The 21,584-nt window shown below is 72.4% G+C and carries 18 protein-coding genes and 1 pseudogene; 15 read left to right on the top strand and 4 right to left on the bottom strand.

Annotated features, from left to right (window positions below; all coding sequences use genetic code 11):
• Positions 1-8: 8 nt before the first annotated feature.
• The gene (locus tag OHA37_RS13310) at positions 9-1,928 is read right to left on the bottom strand and encodes an ABC transporter permease (RefSeq protein WP_266904890.1); all 1,920 of its coding nucleotides are present in this window, start codon (positions 1,926-1,928) and stop codon (positions 9-11) included.
• A gap of 109 nt (positions 1,929-2,037) precedes the next feature.
• On the opposite strand from OHA37_RS13310, the gene OHA37_RS13305 reads away from it, so the two are divergent.
• Together OHA37_RS13305 and OHA37_RS13300 are read left to right on the top strand one after the other, a co-directional pair.
• On the top strand, positions 2,038-3,360 hold the full coding sequence (locus tag OHA37_RS13305; RefSeq protein WP_266904888.1) for a sensor histidine kinase: 1,323 nt from the start codon (positions 2,038-2,040) through the stop codon (positions 3,358-3,360).
• Complete coding sequence (locus OHA37_RS13300) at positions 3,357-4,046, top strand: response regulator (RefSeq protein ID WP_266904886.1); 690 nt, start codon at positions 3,357-3,359, stop codon at positions 4,044-4,046. Before OHA37_RS13305 ends, OHA37_RS13300 begins: the two co-directional genes overlap by 4 nt.
• 35 nt (positions 4,047-4,081) lie before the next feature.
• Here OHA37_RS13300 and OHA37_RS13295 read toward each other — a convergent pair whose 3' ends face one another.
• Complete coding sequence (locus OHA37_RS13295; RefSeq protein WP_266904884.1) at positions 4,082-5,086, bottom strand: SMP-30/gluconolactonase/LRE family protein; 1,005 nt, start codon at positions 5,084-5,086, stop codon at positions 4,082-4,084.
• A 77-nt stretch (positions 5,087-5,163) separates the two neighbouring features.
• Here OHA37_RS13295 and OHA37_RS13290 point away from each other — a divergent pair, with 77 nt between their 5' ends.
• The 4 genes from OHA37_RS13290 to OHA37_RS13275 all read left to right on the top strand — a co-directional run bounded on the left by OHA37_RS13290 (position 5,164) and on the right by OHA37_RS13275 (position 9,284).
• Positions 5,164-5,601 carry a MarR family winged helix-turn-helix transcriptional regulator gene (locus tag OHA37_RS13290; RefSeq protein ID WP_266904882.1) on the top strand — a complete coding sequence of 146 codons (438 nt, stop codon included), beginning with the start codon at positions 5,164-5,166 and terminating at the stop codon, positions 5,599-5,601.
• A 131-nt stretch (positions 5,602-5,732) separates the two neighbouring features.
• On the top strand, positions 5,733-7,055 hold the full coding sequence (locus OHA37_RS13285; protein ID WP_323182333.1) for an alpha/beta hydrolase: 1,323 nt from the start codon (positions 5,733-5,735) through the stop codon (positions 7,053-7,055).
• Positions 7,056-7,407: 352 nt separating this feature from the next.
• The gene (locus tag OHA37_RS13280; RefSeq protein WP_443046301.1) at positions 7,408-8,478 is read left to right on the top strand and encodes an alpha/beta hydrolase; all 1,071 of its coding nucleotides are present in this window, start codon (positions 7,408-7,410) and stop codon (positions 8,476-8,478) included.
• Complete coding sequence (locus tag OHA37_RS13275) at positions 8,475-9,284, top strand: trypsin-like serine peptidase (RefSeq protein ID WP_266904878.1); 810 nt, start codon at positions 8,475-8,477, stop codon at positions 9,282-9,284. The genes OHA37_RS13280 and OHA37_RS13275 overlap by 4 nt, the downstream gene beginning before the upstream one ends.
• 39 nt (positions 9,285-9,323) lie before the next feature.
• Here OHA37_RS13275 and OHA37_RS13270 read toward each other — a convergent pair whose 3' ends face one another.
• Both OHA37_RS13270 and OHA37_RS13265 read right to left on the bottom strand, forming a co-directional pair.
• Positions 9,324-10,214 (bottom strand): EamA family transporter, encoded by an 891-nt coding sequence (locus tag OHA37_RS13270; protein WP_266904876.1) that lies wholly within the window; start codon positions 10,212-10,214, stop codon positions 9,324-9,326.
• 124 nt (positions 10,215-10,338) lie between these two features.
• Positions 10,339-11,460 carry a pyridoxal-phosphate dependent enzyme gene (locus OHA37_RS13265; RefSeq protein WP_266904874.1) on the bottom strand — a complete coding sequence of 374 codons (1,122 nt, stop codon included), beginning with the start codon at positions 11,458-11,460 and terminating at the stop codon, positions 10,339-10,341.
• A gap of 220 nt (positions 11,461-11,680) precedes the next feature.
• Between OHA37_RS13265 and OHA37_RS13260 the strand changes: the two genes are divergently transcribed.
• The 9 genes and pseudogenes from OHA37_RS13260 to OHA37_RS13220 all read left to right on the top strand — a co-directional run bounded on the left by OHA37_RS13260 (position 11,681) and on the right by OHA37_RS13220 (position 21,565).
• The gene (locus tag OHA37_RS13260) at positions 11,681-13,255 is read left to right on the top strand and encodes a S8 family peptidase (protein ID WP_266904872.1); all 1,575 of its coding nucleotides are present in this window, start codon (positions 11,681-11,683) and stop codon (positions 13,253-13,255) included.
• Positions 13,256-13,361: 106 nt separating this feature from the next.
• Positions 13,362-14,579 carry a DUF4190 domain-containing protein gene (locus tag OHA37_RS13255; protein WP_266904870.1) on the top strand — a complete coding sequence of 406 codons (1,218 nt, stop codon included), beginning with the start codon at positions 13,362-13,364 and terminating at the stop codon, positions 14,577-14,579.
• 126 nt (positions 14,580-14,705) lie between these two features.
• Positions 14,706-15,458: a GntR family transcriptional regulator gene (locus OHA37_RS13250; protein ID WP_266904868.1), complete on the top strand. Its 753-nt coding sequence runs from the start codon at positions 14,706-14,708 to the stop codon at positions 15,456-15,458.
• A 91-nt stretch (positions 15,459-15,549) separates the two neighbouring features.
• Positions 15,550-16,773, top strand: a complete 1,224-nt coding sequence (locus tag OHA37_RS13245; protein WP_266912742.1) for an RNA-guided endonuclease InsQ/TnpB family protein — start codon at positions 15,550-15,552, stop codon at positions 16,771-16,773.
• Between the two features lie 33 nt (positions 16,774-16,806).
• A pseudogene (locus OHA37_RS13240) lies at positions 16,807-17,298 on the top strand (hypothetical protein); the annotation flags it as partial.
• A gap of 160 nt (positions 17,299-17,458) precedes the next feature.
• Positions 17,459-17,671: an SPOR domain-containing protein gene (locus OHA37_RS13235; RefSeq protein ID WP_266904866.1), complete on the top strand. Its 213-nt coding sequence runs from the start codon at positions 17,459-17,461 to the stop codon at positions 17,669-17,671.
• A 41-nt stretch (positions 17,672-17,712) separates the two neighbouring features.
• A complete protein-coding gene (locus tag OHA37_RS13230; RefSeq protein WP_266904864.1) occupies positions 17,713-18,183 on the top strand; it encodes a (deoxy)nucleoside triphosphate pyrophosphohydrolase in 471 nt (156 codons plus the stop codon).
• Between the two features lie 167 nt (positions 18,184-18,350).
• Positions 18,351-18,779 (top strand): ATP-binding protein, encoded by a 429-nt coding sequence (locus tag OHA37_RS13225; protein ID WP_266904862.1) that lies wholly within the window; start codon positions 18,351-18,353, stop codon positions 18,777-18,779.
• Between the two features lie 185 nt (positions 18,780-18,964).
• The gene (locus tag OHA37_RS13220) at positions 18,965-21,565 is read left to right on the top strand and encodes a SpoIIE family protein phosphatase (RefSeq protein ID WP_266912740.1); all 2,601 of its coding nucleotides are present in this window, start codon (positions 18,965-18,967) and stop codon (positions 21,563-21,565) included.
• Positions 21,566-21,584 lie beyond the last annotated feature (19 nt).

The raw sequence follows: 21,584 nt of genomic DNA, 5'->3' as shown, positions 1-21,584 counted from the left end.
CCGGTACCTCAGCCCGAGGTCAACCCGGCCGCGATGGCGGGCACTTCACCCGCCCGCACCCTGCGCCGCCCCGCCCGGCGGCGCAGGGCGCGGGCCGCCGGCAGCAGCGTGCACAAGACCGAGAGCGCGGCGCAGACACCGGCGACCGCGCCCATCGCCAGCCAGGGCACGACCACCGGCGAGTCGACCCCGAGGACCGCGAGGGCGGCGCGCATGCCCGCCAGGTTGACCGCGGTCACCGCCGTCCCCAGGAGGGCGCCGACCCCGGCGGCCAGCAGGGATTCGGCCGTCGTCACGGCGAGCACCTGGCCGCGGGTGGCCCCGGCCAGCCGGAGCAGGCGCAGGTCGCCGCCCCGGTCGGAGGTGGCCATCAGCAGGGTGTTGGCCAGCGCGATCGCCGTGTAGAGCAGGGCGATGCCCAGGACCAGGACGTAGCCGAGCACCGTGAAGCGGTTGATGCGCGGGTGCGTCGCCGCCAGCCACTCCTCCTTGGTGTGGGCCGTGGCCCCGTACCGGGCCGCCGCCCCGCGGACCGACGCGGCCGCGGACGCGGACGCGGACGCGGGGACCTTGACCTCGATGCGCGAGACCTCGGCGCCGGGCGCGTTGCGCGGGGTCACGTAGGCCCCGTTGTCGCCGGTGCCCGTCCGCATCACGGCCACGATCCGCAGCCGGACCGCGGTGCCGTCCGCCAGCCACAGCGGTACGAAGTCCCCGACCCGGTGCTGCCACCACTCCTGCGTGACGATGATGCCGCCGTCGTCCAGGTCCGCGACCGAGCCCGCCACCACCGGCAGCCGGGAGACCTCCGCCAGCGCCGCCGGATCGACCGCGAAGGCCTCCGTCGGCACCTTCACGAACCCCTCCTCCAGCACCGTCAGCCGGGTATCGGCCACCGCGAGGGCGCTCGCCCCCGGGACTCCGGAGAATCCCGCCGAGTCCGGCAGCCGCCCTCCGGTCAGTACGTAGTCCGCGCCGGTCCGGGCACCGGCCTCAGCGGCCTTGGCCTCCTTCAGGGTCCAGGCCGAGCCCAGCAGCGATCCGGTCAGCGCGACCATCACCAGCACCGGGGCCGCCACCGCGGCCGTCCGGCGGATCCCGGCGGACGCGTTCGCCCGCACCAGCCGGCCCGCGTAGGAGGTCAGCCGGGCCGGAAGCCACATCAGCAGCCGTACGACGGGCCGTACGAGCACGGGCGCCAGGAGCCCGCACGCGGAGATCAGCAGCATCGGCTGCACGGTGTACGTCTTGCGCTTGAGCAGCGCGCCCGGGTCCGACCCGAGCCGCCACCCCACGAAGGCGACCGCGCACAGCAGCAGCCCGCCCCCGGCCACCCAGCGGCCCGGGGTCATGGGCCGCTCGTCGGTCACGGCCTCGCGCAGCGCCTCCAGCGGACCGACCCGGCCCGCCCGCCGGGAAGCGGCGTACGCACCCGACAGCGCGACCAGCAGTCCCGTCCAGAACGCCGCGTGCAGCGGCCAGGTCTGATCCCCGATCGCGTACCCGGCGGGCGCCAGCCCCTGCGCCACCGTCCAGCGGGCCATCAGCGGGGCACCCTCCCGGCCCAGGGCGAGCCCGGCCGCGGATCCGGCCAGCCCGACGGCCGCCGCCTCCGTCATCACCAGGCGCCGCAGCTGCCCCGGCGTCGACCCGCTCAGCCGCAGCAGCCCCAGCTCGCGGCGCCGCGCGGCCACGGCGTACGAGAAGGTCGACGCCACCACGAAGGCCGCCACGAAGGAGCTCACCCCGCCGGCGGTGCCCAGCATCGAGTTGAGGCCCACCACCTCGGCCCCCGCCGGCAGCGCCGCCGACGCGGCGAGCCCCAGTCCCATGACCGTCATCAGCGCGACCCCCAGGGCCACCGCCACGAAGGTTCCCACCTGTGTCGTCCAGCGCCGCCGCAGCGACTTCAACGCGATCTTCAGCATGGTCCCCAGCCAACCGGCCGCACGGCCCCCGGTCAGCGGGGCAGGGGCGAGTCCCGAAGGTATGGCCAGCCCTACCGCGCCGCCCGCGCTCGCCGCCTACCGTGAACCCATGCCGCCCAACTTCCCCGTCCCGTTCCCGGGCCGCTACCTGCGCTCCGCCCGGCCCTGGCGCGCCGTCGGCTATCTGCTCGGCGGCGCCGTCACCGGAGCCCTCGCGCTGACCCTGCTGACGCTGCTCGCCGTCTGCGGGACGGCGCTCGCCGTCGTCCTGGTGGGGCTTCCGCTGCTCGGCGCCCTCGCGCTGGCCGGCGTACCCTTCGCGGCCGTCGAGCGCCGCCGGCTGCGGCTGCTCGACCCCGGCTCCGCGCCGCTGCCCGACCCGCACCGCGATCCGGACCGTACGGGGCTCGCGGCGTGGGCCCGCACCCGCTTCCGCGAGCAGGCGACCTGGCGGGAGCTCGGCTACGCGGTGCTCGCCGCCACCCTGCTGTGGCCGCTGGAACTGCTGGCCGTCGGTGCGCTCCTGCTGCCGGTCGACCTCCTCGCGACCCCCGTCCTGCTCGCCCTCGACGGGGAACGGGTCAACCCGCTCAAGATCCACGGCATCACCGGCTACCCCCAGGCCCTGCTGTGCGCCGCCGCCGGCCTGCTGCTCCTCCCGCTCCTCCTCTACGGGCTCGGCGCGGCGGCAGCGGCCCGCGCGGCCCTGGCCCGGCTGATGCTCGGCCCGGCACAGGGCGATCTGGCCGTTCAGGTAACGGAGTTGACCAGCTCCCGGGCCCGGCTGGCGGCCGCCTTCGACGCCGAGCGGCGGCGTATCGAACGGGACCTGCACGACGGCGCGCAGCAGCGGCTCGTCGCCCTGTCCATGACCCTGGGCCTGGCCCGGCTGGACGCCCCGCCGGGCAGTGCGCTCGCCGGGCAACTGGCCGCCGCGCACGCCGAGGCGGGGCAGGCGCTGACCTCGCTGCGCGAGCTCGTCCACGGCATCCACCCTCAGGTGCTCACCGACCGGGGCCTGCCCGACGCCGTCGCCGACCTCGCCGACCGCTCGCCGATCCCCGTCGACACCGACGTCGACCTCCCCGGCCGGCTGCCCGAACAGGCCGAGTCCGCCGGGTACTTCTTCGTCAGCGAGGCCCTGGCCAACGCGGCCAAGCACAGCGGGGCGGGCCGGATCACCGTCACCGGCCGACACGACGGAACCCGCCTCGCGCTGGAGGTGGCCGACGACGGCCGGGGCGGCGCGGACGCCGGACGGGGGAGCGGGCTCACGGGGCTCGCCGACCGGGTGTCCGTCGTGGACGGCAGACTGACCCTGACCAGTCCTCCCGGAGGTCCGACCCTGCTGCGTGTGGAGATCCCTTGCGTTCCGAAGGCACCGAAGGCACCGAAGACGGCGAAGACGCCGAATACCCAGGGGGCGGCGTGAACCCGGCGAGGGAGGCCACCCCCGCCGGAGCCTCCCGGCCGCCCCTGCGCGTGGTCCTCGCCGAGGACTCCGTGCTGCTGCGCGAGGGCCTCGTCGGGCTGCTCGCCCGCTTCGGGCACCGCACGGTGGCGGCCGTGGGCGACGCCGCCGCGCTCGAAGCGGCCGTCGCCGAGCACCGGCCGGACATCGTCGTCACCGACGTGCGGATGCCCCCGGACCACACCGACGAGGGGCTCCGGGCGGCCGTGCGGCTGCGCGAGACCCGCCCGGACCTGCCCGTCCTGGTCCTCTCCCAGTACGTGCAGCGCTCGTACGCAACCGAGTTGCTCGACTCCGGCGACGGGACGGCCGTCGGGTACCTGCTCAAGGACCGCGTCGGGCAGGTGGAGGAGTTCCTCGACGCGGTCGCGCGGGTGGCGGCCGGCGGGACCGTGGTCGATCCCGAGGTGGTGCGCCGGCTCATCAGCCGCCGGCGCGACCCCCTGGAGCGGCTGACGGCCCGCGAGCGGGAGGTCCTCGCCCTGGTGGCCGAGGGGCATTCCAACGCCGAGGTGTCCCGCCGGCTCACCGTCTCCGAGGCGGCGGTCGGCAAGCACATCGGGAACATCCTGATGAAGCTCGACCTGCCCCCCGCGCAGGAGTCCCACCGCCGGGTCCTCGCCGTCCTGGCCTACCTGCGGGGCTGACGGATCCCGCCGGCGGGACCCGCCGGACCCGCGGGTCAGAACCCGCGGACCGAGGCGACCGTGAACCCGGTCGGCGCGCCCGTGGAGGGCAGCACCCCGCCGTCCTTGTCGAACTGGGACCGCACCACCAGGGTCCGCCCCGGCACCCGGACCAGCGTGGTCGGGATCTGGAGCGAGGGATCCGTGACGGTGCGGACCAGGCGGGCCCGGGTGCCGTCGGCCGACACCTGCCAGCGGCTCAGGGCGTTCCGCGTGTTCTGGGCCGCGCGCAGCACCCCGCCGGGTGCGAGGTCGAGCCCGTCGGCGGTCTTCAGATCGCCGCCGGTCAGCGTCACGCGGGAGACCGCGCCGGAGGCCGGGTCGATGCGGTACAGGTCCCCGGCCGTCATGTCGACGGTGAGCAGGAACCGCCCGGCCGGGTCCGCGGTGATGCCGTTGAGGCTGAAGCTGCCCGCCGGGGAGGGGGTGAGCCGCCCGCTCAGGTCGTACGCCACCTGCAAGGGGCCGGATCCTGAGGCCAGTTGCTCCGGGGTGACCCGGTAGACCACCGCGCGGACGCTGTCGGTGAGGTAAGCGGTGCCGTCCGGGGTCACGGCCAGGTCGTTGAGGAAGCGCGGCCCGCTCCCGGGTATCTCGAAGCGGGCCGTACGGGCCCCCGAGCGGGTGTCGTAGACGCAGACGCCCGAGGTGGAGTCGGTCACCCAGAGCCGGCCGTGCCCGTCGACCCGCAGTCCGTTCGCGGTGTGGCGCCCGTCGGTGCCCGGCGGCAGGAAGACCTCCGCCGCGCGTCCGCCGGAGCGGGCCCGGTAGACGGTGCCGTCCTTGTAGGAGCCGACGTAGACCGTGCCGGTGCGGGGGTCGGCGGCTATGCCCTCCGGGAAGACCTGCTCGCCGGGCAGGGTGAAGGCCGTGTCGATCCGGGTACGCGAGCCCGCGCCGTCCGGGGCTCCGCCGCCCGAGGCCGTGGCGGCGGGGGCCGCGCCGAGGGTGAGGGCGGCGGTCAGGGTGAGCAGGGTGGCGGGCAGGAACTTCTTCGCCATCGGACGTCCTCTTCTCTCTGGATGTGCACGAATCTAAGTTAGAGCTCTAATGCATGCAAGGGCTTTATGATGCGGGGATGACTTCCATGCCCGCCGAGGAGCGCATCGGCTCCCACATCAAGCGCGCCGAGCAGGCGCTCCTCGGGGCCAAGAACACGGCGGTGAAGCCGGCCGCAGTAACGGTTCCGCAGTACGCCGCCCTGCTCTGGCTCGCCGAGAAGCCCGGGATCTCCGCCGCCTCGCTCGCCCGCCTGTGCGGGGTGACGCCGCCGACCATGAACACCGTGCTGAAGAACCTCTCGGAGCGCGGCCTCATCGAGCGGACCCCGCACGAGCTGCACCGCAACGTCCTGGAGACCCGGCTCACCGAGGAGGGGCGCTCCGTGATGGAGCTGGCCGACGCGGGGGCGGTGGCGGTGGAGCGGGCGCTCGCCGCCGAGTTCAGCGGCGAGGAGCGGGAGCTGCTGATCGCACTGCTCGGGCGGTGCGCGGGGGTCCTCGACGCACTGAAGTGAGGCGCCCGGGATTCGGATCATGATTTTGCGCTGATTTGGAACTTTCCGGGGGATTCACACATCAGGACTAGGGGGAGCCCAGTCCCTTCTGTCCCGCCGGGGGGCAGTCATGACCGTTCGGAGCGAAGTTCGTGCACCAGGACCCGCAGCGCCCGCGGCCCGATGACCAGCCGTACCAGTCCCACCCGCCGTACCCGCCGTACCGGCAGGACCAGTCGTACCAACAGGAGCGGCAGGGCCAGCCGTACCGACCCGATGGCCACCAGGCGTACGGCAACGAGGCGTACGGCAACCAGGCCTACGGCAACGAGGCGTACGGCAACGAGGCGTACGTCCCCCCGCACATACCCGAGCCCCCGCACATACCCGAGCCCCCGCGCCGCTCCCGTTCCCGCCGCGTGCTGTGGACCGGTGCGGCCATGGCCTTCGTGCTCCTCCTCGGCGGCGGTGGCTTCGCCGCCTGGAAGCTGGACTGGTTCTCCGGCAACGGCTCCACGGTGAGCTTCGGCAAGACCCCGCCCTCCGCCGACCCCGGGGCGGCGCAGGGCAGCCCGGGCGAGGTCCCCGCGAGCCCGCCCGCGCCGAGCGGCGACCCGGACGTGCAGTTCGCGACCGGCCCGGCCTCCGCGTTCAAGCAGACCACCAAGCTCGACGACGGCACGATCATCGCCAAGACCCGCCTCAAGGGCGCCAAGTCCGGCTTCGAGGGCGACGTCTGGGTGTGGACGCCGAAGGAGTACGGCGACCCGAAGTACGCCAAGAGCGGTTTCCCGGTGCTCATCGCGCTCCCCGGCGGCAACGGCTTCCCGAACAACTACTGGGCCGACCGCAGCCTCGGCCTCCAGAAGGCCATCAGCGAGGGCGTCAAGGCCGGTACCAGCCTGCCGTTCATCGTGATCATGCCGGTGCTCAACCCGGACCCGAAGTACTACTACGACGGCTCCGACATCCCCGGCAAGCCCAAGATGGGCACCTGGATCGCCGAGGACGTCCCGGACTTCACCCGCGCCAACTTCCGTACGTACAAGTCCCGCGACGGCTGGGCCTTCATGGGCTCCTCCTCCGGCGCCTTCGTCGGCATGAAGCAGGTCCTCCAGCACCCGGACAAGTTCAAGGCCGTGATCGCCAGCGGCGGCGAGATCGTCCCCGACTCCCCGTTCTGGAAGGGCCACCAGGCGGAGATGGACGCGAACAACCCCGAGAAGCTCGCCCAGAAGCTGATCGACACGGGCGGCCCCGACGTCTACATCAACTTCCAGATCGGGACCAAGGAGAGCGGCAAGGAGCGCATGACGCAGTTCCGGCAGAAGTACGCCAAGGGCCCGGTCAAGATGACCATCCGGGACATCCAGAACGGCGAGCACAACGGCTGGCACTACGTGCGCGGCATGAAGGAAGGCTCGCTGGAGTGGGTCAGCAAGGTGCTCAAGGGGCCGAAGCCCGAAGCGGGCTGACCGCGATCGGACGCACCCGCGCGGGGGAGCGGCCGTCGTAGGCCGGCGTCCCCCGCGTGGCCCTCGCCACGTCCACCCGTCCCAGGCAACCCATCCGGTCGTTCATACCTCTGTTATGGATGTAAGGGGGACCAAACGGTCCACCCCACGCTCCCAGAGGGCGCCGGACAAGGAACGGGAACGATCCGTGCACCAAGACCTGCAGGGTGACGCCGTCGCCACGGCCCAGGACGCCGGCGCGGCCACCGGGGACCGCGCCGCCGAGACCGCGGACCGCGCCGCCGAGACCGCGGACCGCGACACCGGGACCGGGGACCGCGCCGGGACCGGGGGCCGCCGCCCCAAGCGCCGACTGCGCCGGATCCTGATCGGCGGCGGTCTCGGCCTCACCCTCCTGGCGGGCGGCGGGGCGGCCGCGTACCACTACCGCGTCTTCACGGACATAGGCGATCCCGTCTCCTTCGGGGAGCCGCGGGCGGCGGCCTCCACCGCCCCCGACGCCGCGCCCGGCGTGCTCATGCCGACCGGGCCGAAGGCCTCCTTCGTCCGGACCTCCCGGCTGCCGGACGGCACCCAGATCGGCAAGACCACCCTGACGGGCAAGAAGTCCGGGTTCAAGGGCGACGTGTGGGTGTGGGTGCCGAAGCAGTACGACGACCCGGCGTACGCAGACAGCGCCTTCCCGGTCCTGATCTCCCTGCCCGGCGGCCGCGGCTACCCCACGAACTACTGGGGGACGGGCCCCGGCCTCGGCCTCCAGCAGGCCGTCAGCGACGGGGCGAAGTCCGGAAAGAACCTGCCCTTCATCCTGGTCATGCCGGTGATCAACGCCGACACCAAGCACCACTTCGACGGCTCCGACATCCCCGGCCAGCCCAAGATGGGCACCTGGATGGCCGAGGACGTCCCGGATTTCGCGAAGGCCAATTTCCGCACCTTCACCTCCCGCGACGGATGGGCCTTCATGGGCTCCTCGTCGGGCGGATTCGGAGCCCTCAAGCACGTCCTGAAGTACCCCGAACGCTTCAAGGCGGTCATCGCGAGCGGGGTGGACGTCGTCCCCGACTCCCCGCTGTGGAAGGGGAACACGCAGGCCATGGACGAGAACAACCCCCGGAAGCTCGCCGCGAAGCTGATCGCGGCGGGCGGCCCGGACGTCTACGTGAACTTCCAGATCGGCACCGCCGAATCCGGCCGGGAGGCGGCCGAGGGGTTCATGAGGGACTACGGCAAGGGTGCCGTGCACACCAGGCTGCAGGTGATCCAGGATGGTCAGCACAACGGAAAGTCGTACGTACGCGGGATGAGGGAGGGCTCACTGGAGTGGATCAGCAAGGTGATGTCCGCCCCCACCCCGAAGCCCCGGCCGGCCCCGAGCGGCGGGGCCCCGAGCGGCGGCGCGAGCAGCGCCGCCCCGCAGTGAGCCCCGGCATCAAGGGGATCTGGATCGGCTCGGCCGCCCTCGCGGGCGTCGCCGCGCTGCTCGCCGTGGTCTTCGTCAAGGACTCCGGCGGCTACGAGGACCGCGCGGTGCTCCCCTTTCCCACCGTCGGCGTCCTCATGGCGAACGGCGAGCACTGGTGCACGGCCAGCGTCGTCGACAGCCCGCAGGGCAATGTCGTCGCCACCGCCGCGCACTGCGTGGCCCCCGCCGGAGAGGACGGCGTGCCGGGCGAGGCTGCGCACGACGGCCTGGCCATCGGCGAGCTCTCCTTCGCCCCCGCCTTCTCGGGCGAGGGCTCGGGGCAGCAGCCCCTCGGGCTGTGGAAGGTGCGCTCCGTCCAGGTCGACGACCGCTGGACCAAGTGGGGCGAGGACACCGCCGACTTCGCCTTCCTCAGCGTCGAACCGGACGCGGAGGGGCGCAGCCTGCAGGAGGTCGTCGGCCGCCGGGAGGCACCGAAGCCCGTCTGGACCTCCGGCTACGAGCGGGAGGTGACCGTCGTCGGCTATCCGGAGTCCGAGCACAACCCCGAGAACAAGCCCGTCGCCTGTACGACGCAGAGCCGGCACGACGAGGACGACCCCGCCATGCTCTACATCAACTGCTCCGGCTTCTGGACGGGGACGAGCGGCAGCCCGTGGATCGCCGACCGGGGCGGGCCGGGGCGGCCGGGGCAGCTCATCGGGGTGCTGAGCGGCGGGGACACGGACGTGGACTCCACGGCCGCGCTGTTCGACGACCGGGCGAAGGCCCTGTACGAACGGGCGGCGAAGGCCGCGGACTGAGGCCGCGGACCGCGGTCGCGGACCGAGGCCCCGCGCCCCTCAGCTGCGGCGCTCCGTGCTCACGATCACGCACACCGCCGCCACGACGATCGCACCACCGAGCAGGATCGGCCAGGTCAGGGCCTCGTCGAGGACGAGCCATCCCAGGGCGACGGCCACGACCGGATTCACGTAGGCGTACGTGGCCACCAGCGAGAGCGGAGCCGCGCGCAGCAGCCACACGTACGCGGTGAAACCGACGAGCGAGCCGAACAGCACGAGGTAGCCGAGGGCCAGCCAGGAGGCGGTGGAGTACGAGGTCAGGTCCAGTCCGTGCTGCTCGCCGCGGCACAGGCCGACGAGGATCCCGCCGGCCCCGCCCGCGAGCATCTGGTACGCGCTGCCGGTGAAGGGGTTCGCGGGCAGGGTCAGCTTCGACGCCGAGAAGGAGCCGAGCGACCAGCACACCGAGCCGGCCAGCACCAGGAGCACCCCGCCGAGCGCGATCTCCCCGCCGAGCCCCGGGCTGGTCAGGACGGCGAGTCCGCCGAGTCCCAGCAGGACCCCGGACACGGTGCGACGGGAGGGGCGGTCGCCGGAGCCGGCGCGCAGGACGACCAGCCACATCGGCACGGCGGCCACCAGGAGGGCGGCGAGCCCGGAGGGGATCGAGGTCTCGGCGAGGACGACGAGGCCGTTGCCGCCGAGCACCAGCAGCAGCCCGACCAGGACGGCGGAGCGCACCTGGGCGCCGGTGGCCTTGAGGGCGGCCGGGCCGTCGCGCCAGGCGACGAGGCCGGCCAGGAGGAGGCCGGCGGTGATGAAGCGGGCCCCGGCGGAGAGGAACGGGGGCATGGTCTCGACGACGATCCGGATGCCGAGGTAGGTCGAACCCCAGACGACGTAGACGAGGGAGAGGGCGATCCAGACACGGGCCGTTGGGGTGCGCATGACGCGGAGCCTATGTCCTTGGCGTCTACACCAATCGGGGGGTCCCCGGACCGGGCCGCTCCGGTCGGGCCGGCCGCGCCGGGTCCCCGTCGGCGCCGTCCCCGTCGCCCCCCGGCAGCCCCGGTCAGACCGCCGGCGCCGCCAGTCCCGTCTTGGCGCCCGCGCCGCACAGCGGGACGACAGCGGTGCGGCCCTGGAGGGGGTCGTCGGGGGCCGTGGGGCCGACCGCGGCCCAGCAGGCCGCGGCGGTGGGTTCCACGAAGAGGCCGCGCCGGGCCAGGTCGAGCTGGGCCGCGCGGACGCTGTCGTCGGTGACGGTGAGGAAGGTCCCGCCGGACTTGCGGACGGCCGCCAGGATCTGCCGGGCCCGCGGCGGCGCCGGGATGGCGATCCCCTCGGCCAGGGTGGGGAGTTGGGGTACGGGATCGGCGTTCTCGGCGCCCGCGCGGAAGGCGGAGGCCAGCGGGGCGACGGCCGCCGACTGGACGGCGATCAGCGTCGGCGGGCGGACCCCGCGCAGGGCCAGCTCCTCCACCGCCAGCGCGGCCCCCAGCAGCAGGGTGCCGTTGCCGACCGGGACGACGATCACCTCGGGCAGGTGGCCGCCCATCGCCTCCCAGATCTCGTAGACGTAGGTCTTGGTGCCGTGCAGGAAGTACGGGTTGAAGACGTGACTGGCGTAGAACACCCCCGGCAGGTCCGCCGCTTCGCGGGCCGCCACCGCCGCGGCCTCGCGGCCGCCCGGCACCACCGTCACCGTCGCGCCGTGCGCGCGCATCTGCTCCGTCTTCTTCGCCGAGGTGCCCTCCGGCACGAAGACCTCGCAGTCCAGTCCGGCCCGCGCGCAGTAGGCCGCGAAGGCCGTCCCGGCGTTGCCGCTGCTGTCCGCCACCACCCGCTCCGGGCCCAGCCGGCGCGCCAGTTCCGCGAGCATCACCGCGCCGCGGTCCTTGAAGGACAGCGTGGGCATCAGGAAGTCGAGCTTGGCGTGCACCCGCTCCGCGAGCGGCACGAGCGGGGTGTTCCCCTCCGCCAGCGTGACGGCGAAGGCCCCGGTGAGCGGCAGTGCGCAGCCGTAGCGCCAGAGCGAGTGCGGGCCGGCCGCGGGATCCAGCACGGCGGCCGGGTCGGGGGTGAAGTCCAGGTCCCAGGGGCCACCGCACACCGGGCAGCACCAGGGGGCCGTCCGCGCGTCGGCGCGGGTGCCGTCTTCGGCACAGACGTAGCCGGGTAGTGCGTGCGTCATGTGCGGTGAGCCTTTGCTCGTTCATGGCTGAGGTATGGCACGGATGTTACGCGTTCGTTGTCCTCTTGTGGTGGAGCGACTCCGTGGGTCAACCTTTCGTCAGCGGCGCATCGTTGGGCCGAATTGATTGTCATGGGCATGACTAAAAGCCATGCCCTGGCGACAGGCCCGACGGCCGCGCACCCCCCGCAACGCACCACCTATGAGGAGGACCCCTCAGATGTCTGCGACGCGTCACACCCGCCGGAGGATCACCGGCATCGGAGCGACCGCCACACTGGCCCTCGCCCTCGGAGCCGCACTCGCCTTACCCGCTTCCGCGTCCCCGCTCGCCCCGCAGGGCGTCATCGAGAACGCCGGCGCCGAAGGCACCGTCTCCGGCAGCTACATCGTGACCCTGAACGACTCCGCCGCCCGCTCCACCGCCGCCAGCGGCAAGGCCGTGGCCAAGCGGTACGGCGCGCGGATCGACCGGACCTACAGCGCGGCCCTCAACGGCTACTCCGTAGAAGTCTCCGAGGCGCAGGCCAAGAAGCTCGCCGCCGACCCCGCGGTCAAGTCCGTCGTGCAGAACCGGGTGTTCACCGTCGACGCCACCCAGCCCAACCCGCCTTCCTGGGGCCTGGACCGGATCGACCAGACGGCCCTCCCGCTGAACCAGAGCTACACCTACCCGGACAAGGCCGGCGAGGGTGTGACGGCGTACATCATCGACACGGGCGTCCGTAAGACACACCAGGACTTCGGCGGCCGCGCCTCCGACGGCTTCGACGCCATCGACAACGACAACACCGCCCAGGACGGCCACGGCCACGGCACGCACGTCGCCGGCACCGTCGCGGGCACCTCGTACGGCGTGGCCAAGAAGGCGAAGATCGTCGGCGTCCGCGTGCTCGACAACAACGGCTCCGGTACGACCGCCCAGGTCGTCGCCGGCATCGACTGGGTGACGCGGAACGCCGTCAAGCCGGCCGTGGCGAACATGTCGCTGGGCGGCGGCGCGGACTCCGCGCTGGACACCGCCGTGCGCAACTCCATAGCCAGCGGCATCACGTACGGGGTCGCGGCGGGCAACGAGTCCACCAACGCCAACACCAAGTCCCCGGCCCGCGTGGCCGAGGCGATCACCGTCGGCGCCACGACCAACACCGACGCCAAGGCGAGCTACTCCAACTACGGCACGATCCTGGACCTGTTCGCCCCCGGTTCCTCCATCACCTCCTCGTGGGGCACCGGCGACACCGCGACGAACACCATCTCGGGCACCTCGATGGCGACCCCGCACGTGGTCGGCGCCGCCGCCCTCTACCTCGCGTCCAACCCGGCGTCCACCCCGGCCCAGGTCTCCACGGCCCTGGTGAACGCGGCCACGCCGAACGTCGTGACCAGCCCCGGCACCGGTTCCCCGAACCGCCTGCTCTACGTCGGGGGCACCACGACCCCGCCGAACCCGGGCACCCGCTTCGAGAACACCGCGGACTACGCGATCGCCGACAACTCCACCGTCGATTCGCCGATCACCGTCAGCGGGATCTCCGGCAACGCCCCGAGCACGCTCAAGGTGGACCTGAACATCCTCCACACGTACATCGGTGACCTGAAGGTCGACCTCGTCGCCCCCGACGGCACCCTGTACAACCTGCACAACCGCAGTGGCGGCAGCGCGGACAACATCGTCAAGTCCGTGACGGTCAACGCCTCCTCCGAGGTCGCCAACGGCGTGTGGAAGCTCCGGGTCAACGACAACGCGAACATCGACACCGGAAAGATCGACTCCTGGGCCCTCCAGTTCTGACCCGGTGCGGTCGGTGACGTGATGAACCCGGCGGGGGCGACCGTTTCGACGGTCGCCCCCGCTGCGTACCATTCGCGCATTCGTTCGCCCCGCTTCCTGGAGCCCCGTGAGCACCCAGCCCCCGCACCTCTGGCCCGCCCCGCCCCCGCACGGGTACCCGCACGGGTACCCGTACGGGCCGCCCCCGTCCCCGCCCCCGCTCAACGGGTTCGCGCTCGCCTCCCTGCTCGTCGGGCTGCTCTGCTTCCCGCCGCTGGGCATCGTCTTCGCGATCGTGGCCCTCGTGCAGATCAAGAAGAAGGGCGAGCGGGGCGCGGCGCTCGCCGTCTGGGGGCTGGTGGTGTCGCTGGTGATCAGCATCGCCGCCGTCCTCGCGGTTCCCGTGGCCGTACGGGCCGCGGACGCGCTCGACGAACGGAGCCGCTACCGGGGCGGGGCGGGGGCCTACGAGGAGGTGGAGGGCACCCTCGTGGACGCGTCCGAACTGCGCGTCGGGCACTGCTTCAACGTCCCGGACGGGGGCCTGCTGGCCGAGGAGGCCCCCGTCTACCGGATCGACTGCGCCGAGGTCCACGACGCGGAGGTCACCTCCGCGACCTCGATGACCGAGGAGCGGTTCCCGGGCGCGGGGCAGGTGCGGGCCACCGCGGTACGGGACTGCTGGAGCGCGCAGGACGCGTACGCGATGGACACGTGGGCCCTGCCCTCGTACGCGGGGATGTACTACTTCGCGCCCTCGCCCGGGAGCTGGCGCGACGGGGACCGGCGGATCGTGTGCGTGATCGGCACGGAGCGCGGGCAGCAGCGCGGCAGCCTGCGCAACGACGCCGGCATGCTGACGCCCGAGCAGGTGGCCTTCCTGCGGGTCATGAGGGGGGTGGACGAGGCGCTGGCGGCGGAACCGGACGAGGAAGTGGGCGAGGACCTGCCGTCCCACCAGTCCTGGGCGAGGAAGATGGACCAGGCGCTGGGCGCCGAGGCGGGGCTCCTGGACGTGATGAAGGGGCGGCCCGAGCTGGCCGGTCCGGCCGGGGTGCAGCGGGAGCGGCTGGAGGTCGCGCGGCTCGCGTGGCAGCAGGCCGCGCGGGCGACGACCGAGGACGCGTTCCTGGACTCGTGGGACCGGGCGGTCGCCGCGCTGCCGGTCGAGCTGGAGAAGGCGCTGCGCGGGGCGTACGGGCTCGCGACGACGGTTCCCGAGTGGCTGGCGGAGTCCGAGGGGAACGAGTGGAACGAGGGGAACGAGGGGAACGAGGGGGACGGGTCGGGTCCGCCGGGCACCTCGCCCGGTCCCGGGCGGAGCCCTTCCAGGGAGTCCGTGTAACGGGTGGGACGCGTGGGTTTGGGTGACCTGGCTTCATCACTTCGGGTGAAACTCTGGCCCTTGCTTGCGATGGACAACCGTCGGTTGCCAGGGTGTAGCTGTCTGTCAACCTGATGGGAGTGGCCTGTGACTTTCGGCGAGCAGCCGGCCTATCTGCGCGTCGCCGGGGATCTGCGACGGAAGATCGTCGATGGGTCCCTGCCTCCGCACGCCCGGCTCCCTTCCCAGGCCCGGATCCGTGAGGAGTACGGGGTCTCCGACACGGTGGCCCTGGAGGCGCGCAAGGTCCTCATGGCGGAGGGACTGGTCGAGGGCCGGTCCGGATCCGGCACGTACGTACGCGAACAACCGGTCCCGCGGCGCGTCGCCCGCTCCGGCTACCGCACGGGCGGGGTCTCGACCCCCTTCCGGCAGGAGCAGGCGGAGGCGGGGGCGCGCGGCACCTGGGATTCCAACAGCGAACAGGCCCCGGCCCCGGAGGACATCGCGAAACGGCTCGGCATCGAACCGGGCGAGCGGGTGATGCGCACGCGGTACGTCTACCGGGACGCGGGCGAGGCGATGATGCTGTCGACCTCGTGGGAGCCGCTGACGGTGACCGGGCGGACGCCGGTGATGCTGCCGGAGGAGGGGCCGCTCGGGGGCGCGGGAGTCGTCGACCGGATGGCGGCGATCGACGTGGTCGTCGACAACGTGGTGGAGGAGGTCGGCGCGCGGCCGGGCCTGGCGGAGGAGAGCATGCAGCTCGGCGGGGTGCCGGGGCACGTGGTCCTGGTGATCGGGCGCACCTACTTCGCGTCCGGCCGCGCCGTGGAAACCGCCGACGTCATCGTCCCGGCCGACCGCTACCGCCTCGCGTACCACCTACCGGTGAGGTAGCCGTCGCCCGGGGGCTCCGTTCACTCGTTCGTGGGATCGCCGGAGAATCCGGACAGGGTTGCGAAGGGCGTGTCGCTACGGTCGGCGCATGATGACGACGGCTGCTGTGGCGGACGGTGCCGGGCATGCCCGGTTCGCTTTCCGTCTTCGTCTGTCGTCCACCGCGCTCGCCAAGCTGTTGGGTGAGTGGGACCGGTGCCGGTGGGTGTGGAACGAATGCGCCGCTCGGTCGAAGAAGGCTCACGATGAGGACGAGAAGTGTGGGCCGGCCCGGTTGGACAAGATGCTGACCGAAGCACGCAACCACAACACCTGGTTGCGTGATGGCAGCAGCGTTCCGCAGCAGCAGCTGATTCGGGACTTCGGGAAGTCCCGTGCCAAGGCCTTGAAGGACATCAAGGCCCGGTTGCCGATGCGGCAGCGGGCCGGGATGCCGAAGTACAGGAAGAAGCACGCAGCCTATCCGACGCTCAATTACACCCGTCGGGGCTTCCGGATCAAGGATGGCCGCCTGCATCTCGCGGGGGGCATCGTCCTGACCGTGGTGTGGTCGCGCGCCCTTCCGTCGGACCCGTCATCGGTACGGATCTACCGCGATAGCCTCGGGCACTGGTACGCCTCCTTCGTCGTCCCCGCCGAGGCCCAGCCGCTCTCGGAGACGGGCGCGGTGATCGGCATCGACTGGGGTGTGAAGGAGACGGCGACCACCACCAGCGACGCACATGACCTCCCGCACGCCGAGCACGGGCGGAAGGCGGCTACCGGGCTCGCCCGCTATCAGCGGATGATGGCCCGACGGAAGCCAGCGAAGGGCAAGCCTGGTTCGAAGGGCTACCGGACGGCTCGAAGGCTGGCTGCGAGGCTCCACAAGAAGGTGGCCCGGCAGCGCCAGGACATCGGCCGCAAGTGGGCCAAGACCGTCGTCCGCGACCACGACGCCCTCGCCGTGGAGGACTTCCGCCCGAAGTTCCTGGCCAAGTCCACCATGGCTCGCAAGGCAGCCGACGCCGCGATCGGCGCGACCAAGCGTGAACTGATCGCCATGGCCCGCAAGCACGGGCGCATCGTGCACCTTGTCCATCCCGCGCACACCACCATGGACTGCGCGCAGTGCGGAGCGAGAACCAAGCACGCACTACCTCTCTCGGAACGTACCTACACTTGCACCGCCTGCGGAGCCGTGTCCCCCAGGGACAAGAACTCCGCCCGCGTCATGCTGGTCCGGGCTGGTCTCAACCCGGCTGGTGCCGATCGTGTAAGAGCTGGCGGACCGGAGGTCCACAGCCCACGTGAGCCAGGAATCCCCACCCTTTAGGGAGGGGAGGATTCAACTTCATCTTCTTCGCGCTCCATCGCCGCCGACCTCGTGATCAACAAGCGGCTCGGGCTCAGCCCGCCGTACATCGAGTTCAAGCGGGCCTACCTCTACTCGGTCAATCCGGCCGGTTTCGGCTCGATGGTCATCGCTTCCACCGTCTCGATCCTCGCTTTCTTCGGCCTTTTCGGGACATACGCCGAAGCCTTCTCCACCTTCATCGCGGCCGGACTCGCGCTCGTCCTCTGCCCGTTGATCGCCTGGGCGACGAAGGGGAAGTACTACCTGGCCAGGCCGAACACGGTCAACGGCCCGGACGTCGTCGTGGAGGACGTCACCGCCACGCACCTCTGCGCCGTCTGCGAGTCCGCGTACGAGCTCCCCGACATCGCCGACTGCCCCGTCCAGTCCGGCCCGATCTGCTCGCTCTGTTGTTCCCTCGACGCGACCTGCGGGGACGTCTGCAGGAAGGAGAACGCGGGCGGCGCCGTGATCCTGCCGCTGCCGACCGTGCGCGGGGTCTGAACCGGCGCGCACGGCCCACTCGTACGCATGGCCGGATGCGTACGCCTGCGAGGTACCTCTTCGTGAAAAACCGTATCCGCTGAGTAAAGGTCGGGCGTAGGCTCGGGCATATGCGCAATGCGGTTTCCCGGGCAGGTACGTCGGCGGAGGGTGAAACGCGATGAACGACAGCGGTGCCCTGCTCCCGTGGCTGGTCATACGTGAGGACGACAACGGCAACCGCTACCGGGTGGGCCGGTACTCCACCCGGGCCGAGGCCCAGAAGGTCGCCGACAGCCTCGAAAGCAGAGGGCACAAGCAGCTCTACTGGATCGAGCGGCTCGGTCAGCTCGGCCAGGACAGCACCGCCGGCCGGACCGGCACGAGGAACTGAGCCGTGCGGCTCACCCGTCGCCGCTGCCATAGGCTCCGCCCATGACTGTACGAGTGGTCGTGGGCGGAGCCCTTTGTCATGAGGGGCGCCTGCTGGCCGCCCGCCGGAGCGCGCCCCCGGAGCTCGCCGGCCGCTGGGAGCTCCCGGGCGGCAAGGCCGAGCCGGGCGAATCCGTACCCGAGGCGCTCGTACGGGAACTGCGCGAGGAGCTCGGCGTGGAGACCGAGGCGCTGGAGCGGATCCCGGGGGAGTGGCCGCTGAAGCCCGGCCTCGTCCTGCACGTGTGGACGGCCCGGCTGCTCTCGGGCGATCCGCTCCCGCTGGAGGACCACGACGAGCTGCGCTGGCTCGGCCCCGGGGAGCTGGACTCGGTGGACTGGCTCGACCAGGACCGCCCGGCCGTCGCCGAGGCGGGCCGCCGGCTGAGCGCCGATGCCGATGCCGTCGCCGGTGCGGGCGCCGCTGCGGGCGCCGGCCCGGATGGCCGCGACGGGGTGCGCGGGGGCGCGTGACGCGCACGCGCTGGGCCGTCTGCGCCACAGTGCGCCGGTCCGTGGGTGGTCGAGTGGTACGACGCCCCGAATATCGGGTATGTCGCTATTAATCCCCATCTCGTACTCGTCCACGAGGTTCTGTTCCCCCTGTCGAACCGGACTGGGGTCGCCAGCCGGCCCGGGAAGTGATCGGCGTGATCGACACAGACGGTGAATGCGCCGAATGGGCCTTTCCTGCCGAACCGGGTGCCGTCCGCACCGCCCGCCACGCGGTGCGCGGCGCCCTTCGCGACTGGGGGCTCGACTCCGTCGGAGACGTCACCGTCCTGCTGGTCAGCGAGCTGGTCACCAACTCCCTGCGGTACGCCTCCGGCCCGATCGGAGTCCGTCTCGTACGGCGCAATCCAGCCGTCGCCGACGCCCCCTCGGGTCGGGCGCTTCTCGTGGAGGTTTCGGATCCGCTTCCGGATCCACCCCGCGAACGCGTCGCCGCGGCCGACGACGAAGGGGGCCGCGGACTCCACCTCGTGGCGGTCTCCGCACAGCGCTGGGGGACCCGCCACGGGAAGTCGGGCAAGACCGTGTGGTTCGAATTGGCTCTTCCTGGTGAGTAACAAGGTGAGGGGCAGTCGACGATCACACAGCTTGGCTGGAAAACAACGGGATCTTTTTGTGATCGCGAAGGCCGTGTCGTAGAGCGCCGTGGTGCTGAATACTTCGGTCATGGCCGGTCCGGTTGCGGTGAGCTGGAGGGGACGGTCGCGTGAGCGAGATACCTGTACAGGCACATCAGGCCCGTGTGCCCGGGGAAGCGTCCGGGGAGACCTGGCGCGACTCCCTGTGGCACAGCAGCCCGCCTGGCTCGATATATGACTACATAAAGGTCGCTTCCTTCTCGATCGGACCCGACGGGCTGATCGACCAGTGGAGCCTGCGCGCCGAGGAACTCTTCGGGCTGACCGCGGCCGAGGCCGTCGGCCGGGACCCCGTCGACGCCTTCATGCCCCCGGAGCTGCGCGCCGGCGCCCACCGCAGGGTGGCCGAGATTCTCGACGGCAAGGAATGGACCGGCCTGATCCCCTTCCGGATCCCCGGTGGCGACGGTGCGCACGGGGTGGCCGAGATCTATGTGATGCCCACCCAGACCGAAACCGCCGAGCGGGCCGCGCTCTGCGTCGTGGTCGACGTCCGCGCGCTGCGCCGGATCGAATCCGATCTGGCCGCCTCGCAGGCGATTTTCGGTCAATCTCCCTTCGGATTCCTGCTCTTCGGCACGGACCTCACCGTGCAGCGCGCCAACCGCCGCTTCGCCACCGTCTTCGGCGGCGCCGCCGAGGAACACCGCGGCCGCACCGTCCACGACTACCTGCCCGCGCACGAGGCCGACCGGATGGCCGAAGCGCTGCGCAGGGTCCTGGAGACCGGGGACTCGGTCAACGACCTCCAGATCACCGGCGCCGCCCCCGGCAGCCGGGACAACCGCCACTGGTCCATCAACCTCTACCGGGTCCACGGCGGCACCGGCCGCCCCATCGGGGTCGCCGGCATCGGCATCGACGTGACCCGCCGCCACCTCGCCGCCCGCGAGGCCGCCGGGGTCCGGCGCAACCTGGCCCTGCTGAACGAGGCCGGACACCGCATCGGCAACTCCCTCGACCTGGAGACCACCGCCCGCGAACTCCTCGACGTCACCGTCCCCGGCTTCTGCGACCTGGCCGCCGTCGACCTCTACCAGGGGCTGCTGCTCGGCGACGACGACCGCCCCGCCCGCCCGCAGGGCCCCGGCGTGCCCAGCCTGCCCGGCCAGGGCCCCGGCCGGGCGCCCTCGGCGCCGCTGCGGCGGGTGGCCTTCTCCTCGGCCGTGTCGGACGCGCCGCTGTCCGGTCCGGGCGCGCTGGTCTCCGTAGGGGAGGTGCACCGGTACCCGGCCGGATCGCCGGGGGCCTTCGCCCTGCGCACGGCGCGGCCGCGGCTGGTGGAGGGCGGCGGACCCGAGTCCGGGGACCTCGTGCAGTCCACGCTCGTGGTCCCGCTGGTCGCCCACGACACGGTGGTCGGACTCGCGCAGTTCTCCCGCACCAAGGGCAGCGAGCCCTTCGGCGAACGCGACCGGGCGGTCGCGGTCGAGCTCGCCGCACGGGCCGCCGTCTGCATCGACAACGCCCGGCTCTACCGGCGCGAACACGAGCGCGCGCTGATTCTCCAGCGCAGCCTGCTGCCCCCCGGCGACCCGGAGGCCGCCGGACTCGACATCGCCTGCCGCTACCTGCCGGGCAACGCCGCCACCGAGGTCGGCGGCGACTGGTTCGACGTCATCGAGCTGCCCGGGCACCGCACGGCGCTGGTCGTCGGCGACGTCATGGGCCGCGGACTGCGGGCCGCCGTGGCCATGGGCGAACTGCGCACGGCCGTACGGACCCTCGCGCTGCTGGACCTGGAACCGGCGGAGGTGCTGACCGCGCTGGACGAGATCGCCCGGGGCCTCGGCGCGCCCGGCGGCTCCCAGCAGGCCTCCCGGGCCGCCCTGCACTCCCGGGACGCCGACCGCTCCGAGGTGTACCTCGCGACGTGCGTCTACGCCGTCTACGACCCGGTCACCCGGCGCTGCACCATCGCCAACGCCGGCCACATGCCGCCGGTGCTGGTGGAGCCCGTGGAGGAGGGCGGTACGCCCCGCCCCGGACTGCTGCTGGAGATACCGACGGGGATGCCGCTGGGCGTCGGCGGGGAACCCTTCGAGGAGGTCGAGGTCGAACTCCCCGAGGGGGCGCTGCTCGCGCTCTACACCGACGGCCTCGTCGAATCCCGGACCCACCCGCTGGAGGAAGGCCTACGGGGCCTGCGGGACGCGCTGGCCGACCCCGCGCGCCCCCTGGAGGAGGTCTGCGACCACGTCCTGAACACCCTGGACACCCGGCACGGCGAAGACGACATCGCGCTGCTGATGGCCCGGGTCCAGGGCCTTCCGGTGGACGCGGTCGGCGACTGGCAGCTCCCGCGCGAGGCCCGCTCGGTGGGCCGGGCCCGCGAGCTGGCCCGGGCGAAGCTGCCCGCGTGGGGTCTGGAGGGACTGCTCGACACCACGGAGCTGCTGGTGAGCGAGCTCGTCACGAACGCCCTGCGCTACGGCGAGGGCGAGATCCGGCTGCGCCTGCTGCTGGACCGGACCCTGGTCTGCGAGGTCTGGGACGCCAACCTTGTCCAGCCCCGCCGCCGCCGGGCGCGGGACACCGACGAGGGCGGCCGCGGCCTCCAGCTGGTCGGCCTGCTCTCCGCCGGCTGGGGCACCCGCCGCACCCACCGGGGCAAGACGGTCTGGTTCGAACTCCCGCTTCCGGGCGCGGTGGCGGAATCGGTGACGGAACTGTCGGCGGAGCAGCTGCTGAGCATGTACGGGTAGTGCGCCCCCGGGCCGGCCG

Origin of the sequence: Streptomyces sp. NBC_00335 (genome assembly GCF_036127095.1) — a bacterium.
Classification (GTDB): Bacteria; Actinomycetota; Actinomycetes; order Streptomycetales; family Streptomycetaceae; genus Streptomyces.
Note: the sequence above shows the minus strand (reverse complement) of the source record. Positions and strands in the feature narration are given on the sequence as shown.

Bases quoted from the DNA above. Each gene is read 5' to 3' on its own strand.
- OHA37_RS13310 (WP_266904890.1), bottom strand. From the start codon at position 1,928: ATGCTGAAGATCGCGTTGAAGTCGCTGCGGCGGCGCTGGACGACACAG.
- OHA37_RS13295 (WP_266904884.1), bottom strand. From the start codon at position 5,086: ATGGCGAAGAAGTTCCTGCCCGCCACCCTGCTCACCCTGACCGCCGCC.
- OHA37_RS13290 (WP_266904882.1), top strand. From the start codon at position 5,164: ATGACTTCCATGCCCGCCGAGGAGCGCATCGGCTCCCACATCAAGCGC.
- OHA37_RS13260 (WP_266904872.1), top strand. From the start codon at position 11,681: ATGTCTGCGACGCGTCACACCCGCCGGAGGATCACCGGCATCGGAGCG.
- OHA37_RS13230 (WP_266904864.1), top strand. From the start codon at position 17,713: ATGACTGTACGAGTGGTCGTGGGCGGAGCCCTTTGTCATGAGGGGCGC.
- OHA37_RS13305 (WP_266904888.1), top strand. From the start codon at position 2,038: ATGCCGCCCAACTTCCCCGTCCCGTTCCCGGGCCGCTACCTGCGCTCC.
- OHA37_RS13265 (WP_266904874.1), bottom strand. From the start codon at position 11,460: ATGACGCACGCACTACCCGGCTACGTCTGTGCCGAAGACGGCACCCGC.
- OHA37_RS13235 (WP_266904866.1), top strand. From the start codon at position 17,459: ATGAACGACAGCGGTGCCCTGCTCCCGTGGCTGGTCATACGTGAGGAC.
- OHA37_RS13270 (WP_266904876.1), bottom strand. From the start codon at position 10,214: ATGCGCACCCCAACGGCCCGTGTCTGGATCGCCCTCTCCCTCGTCTAC.
- OHA37_RS13245 (WP_266912742.1), top strand. From the start codon at position 15,550: ATGACGACGGCTGCTGTGGCGGACGGTGCCGGGCATGCCCGGTTCGCT.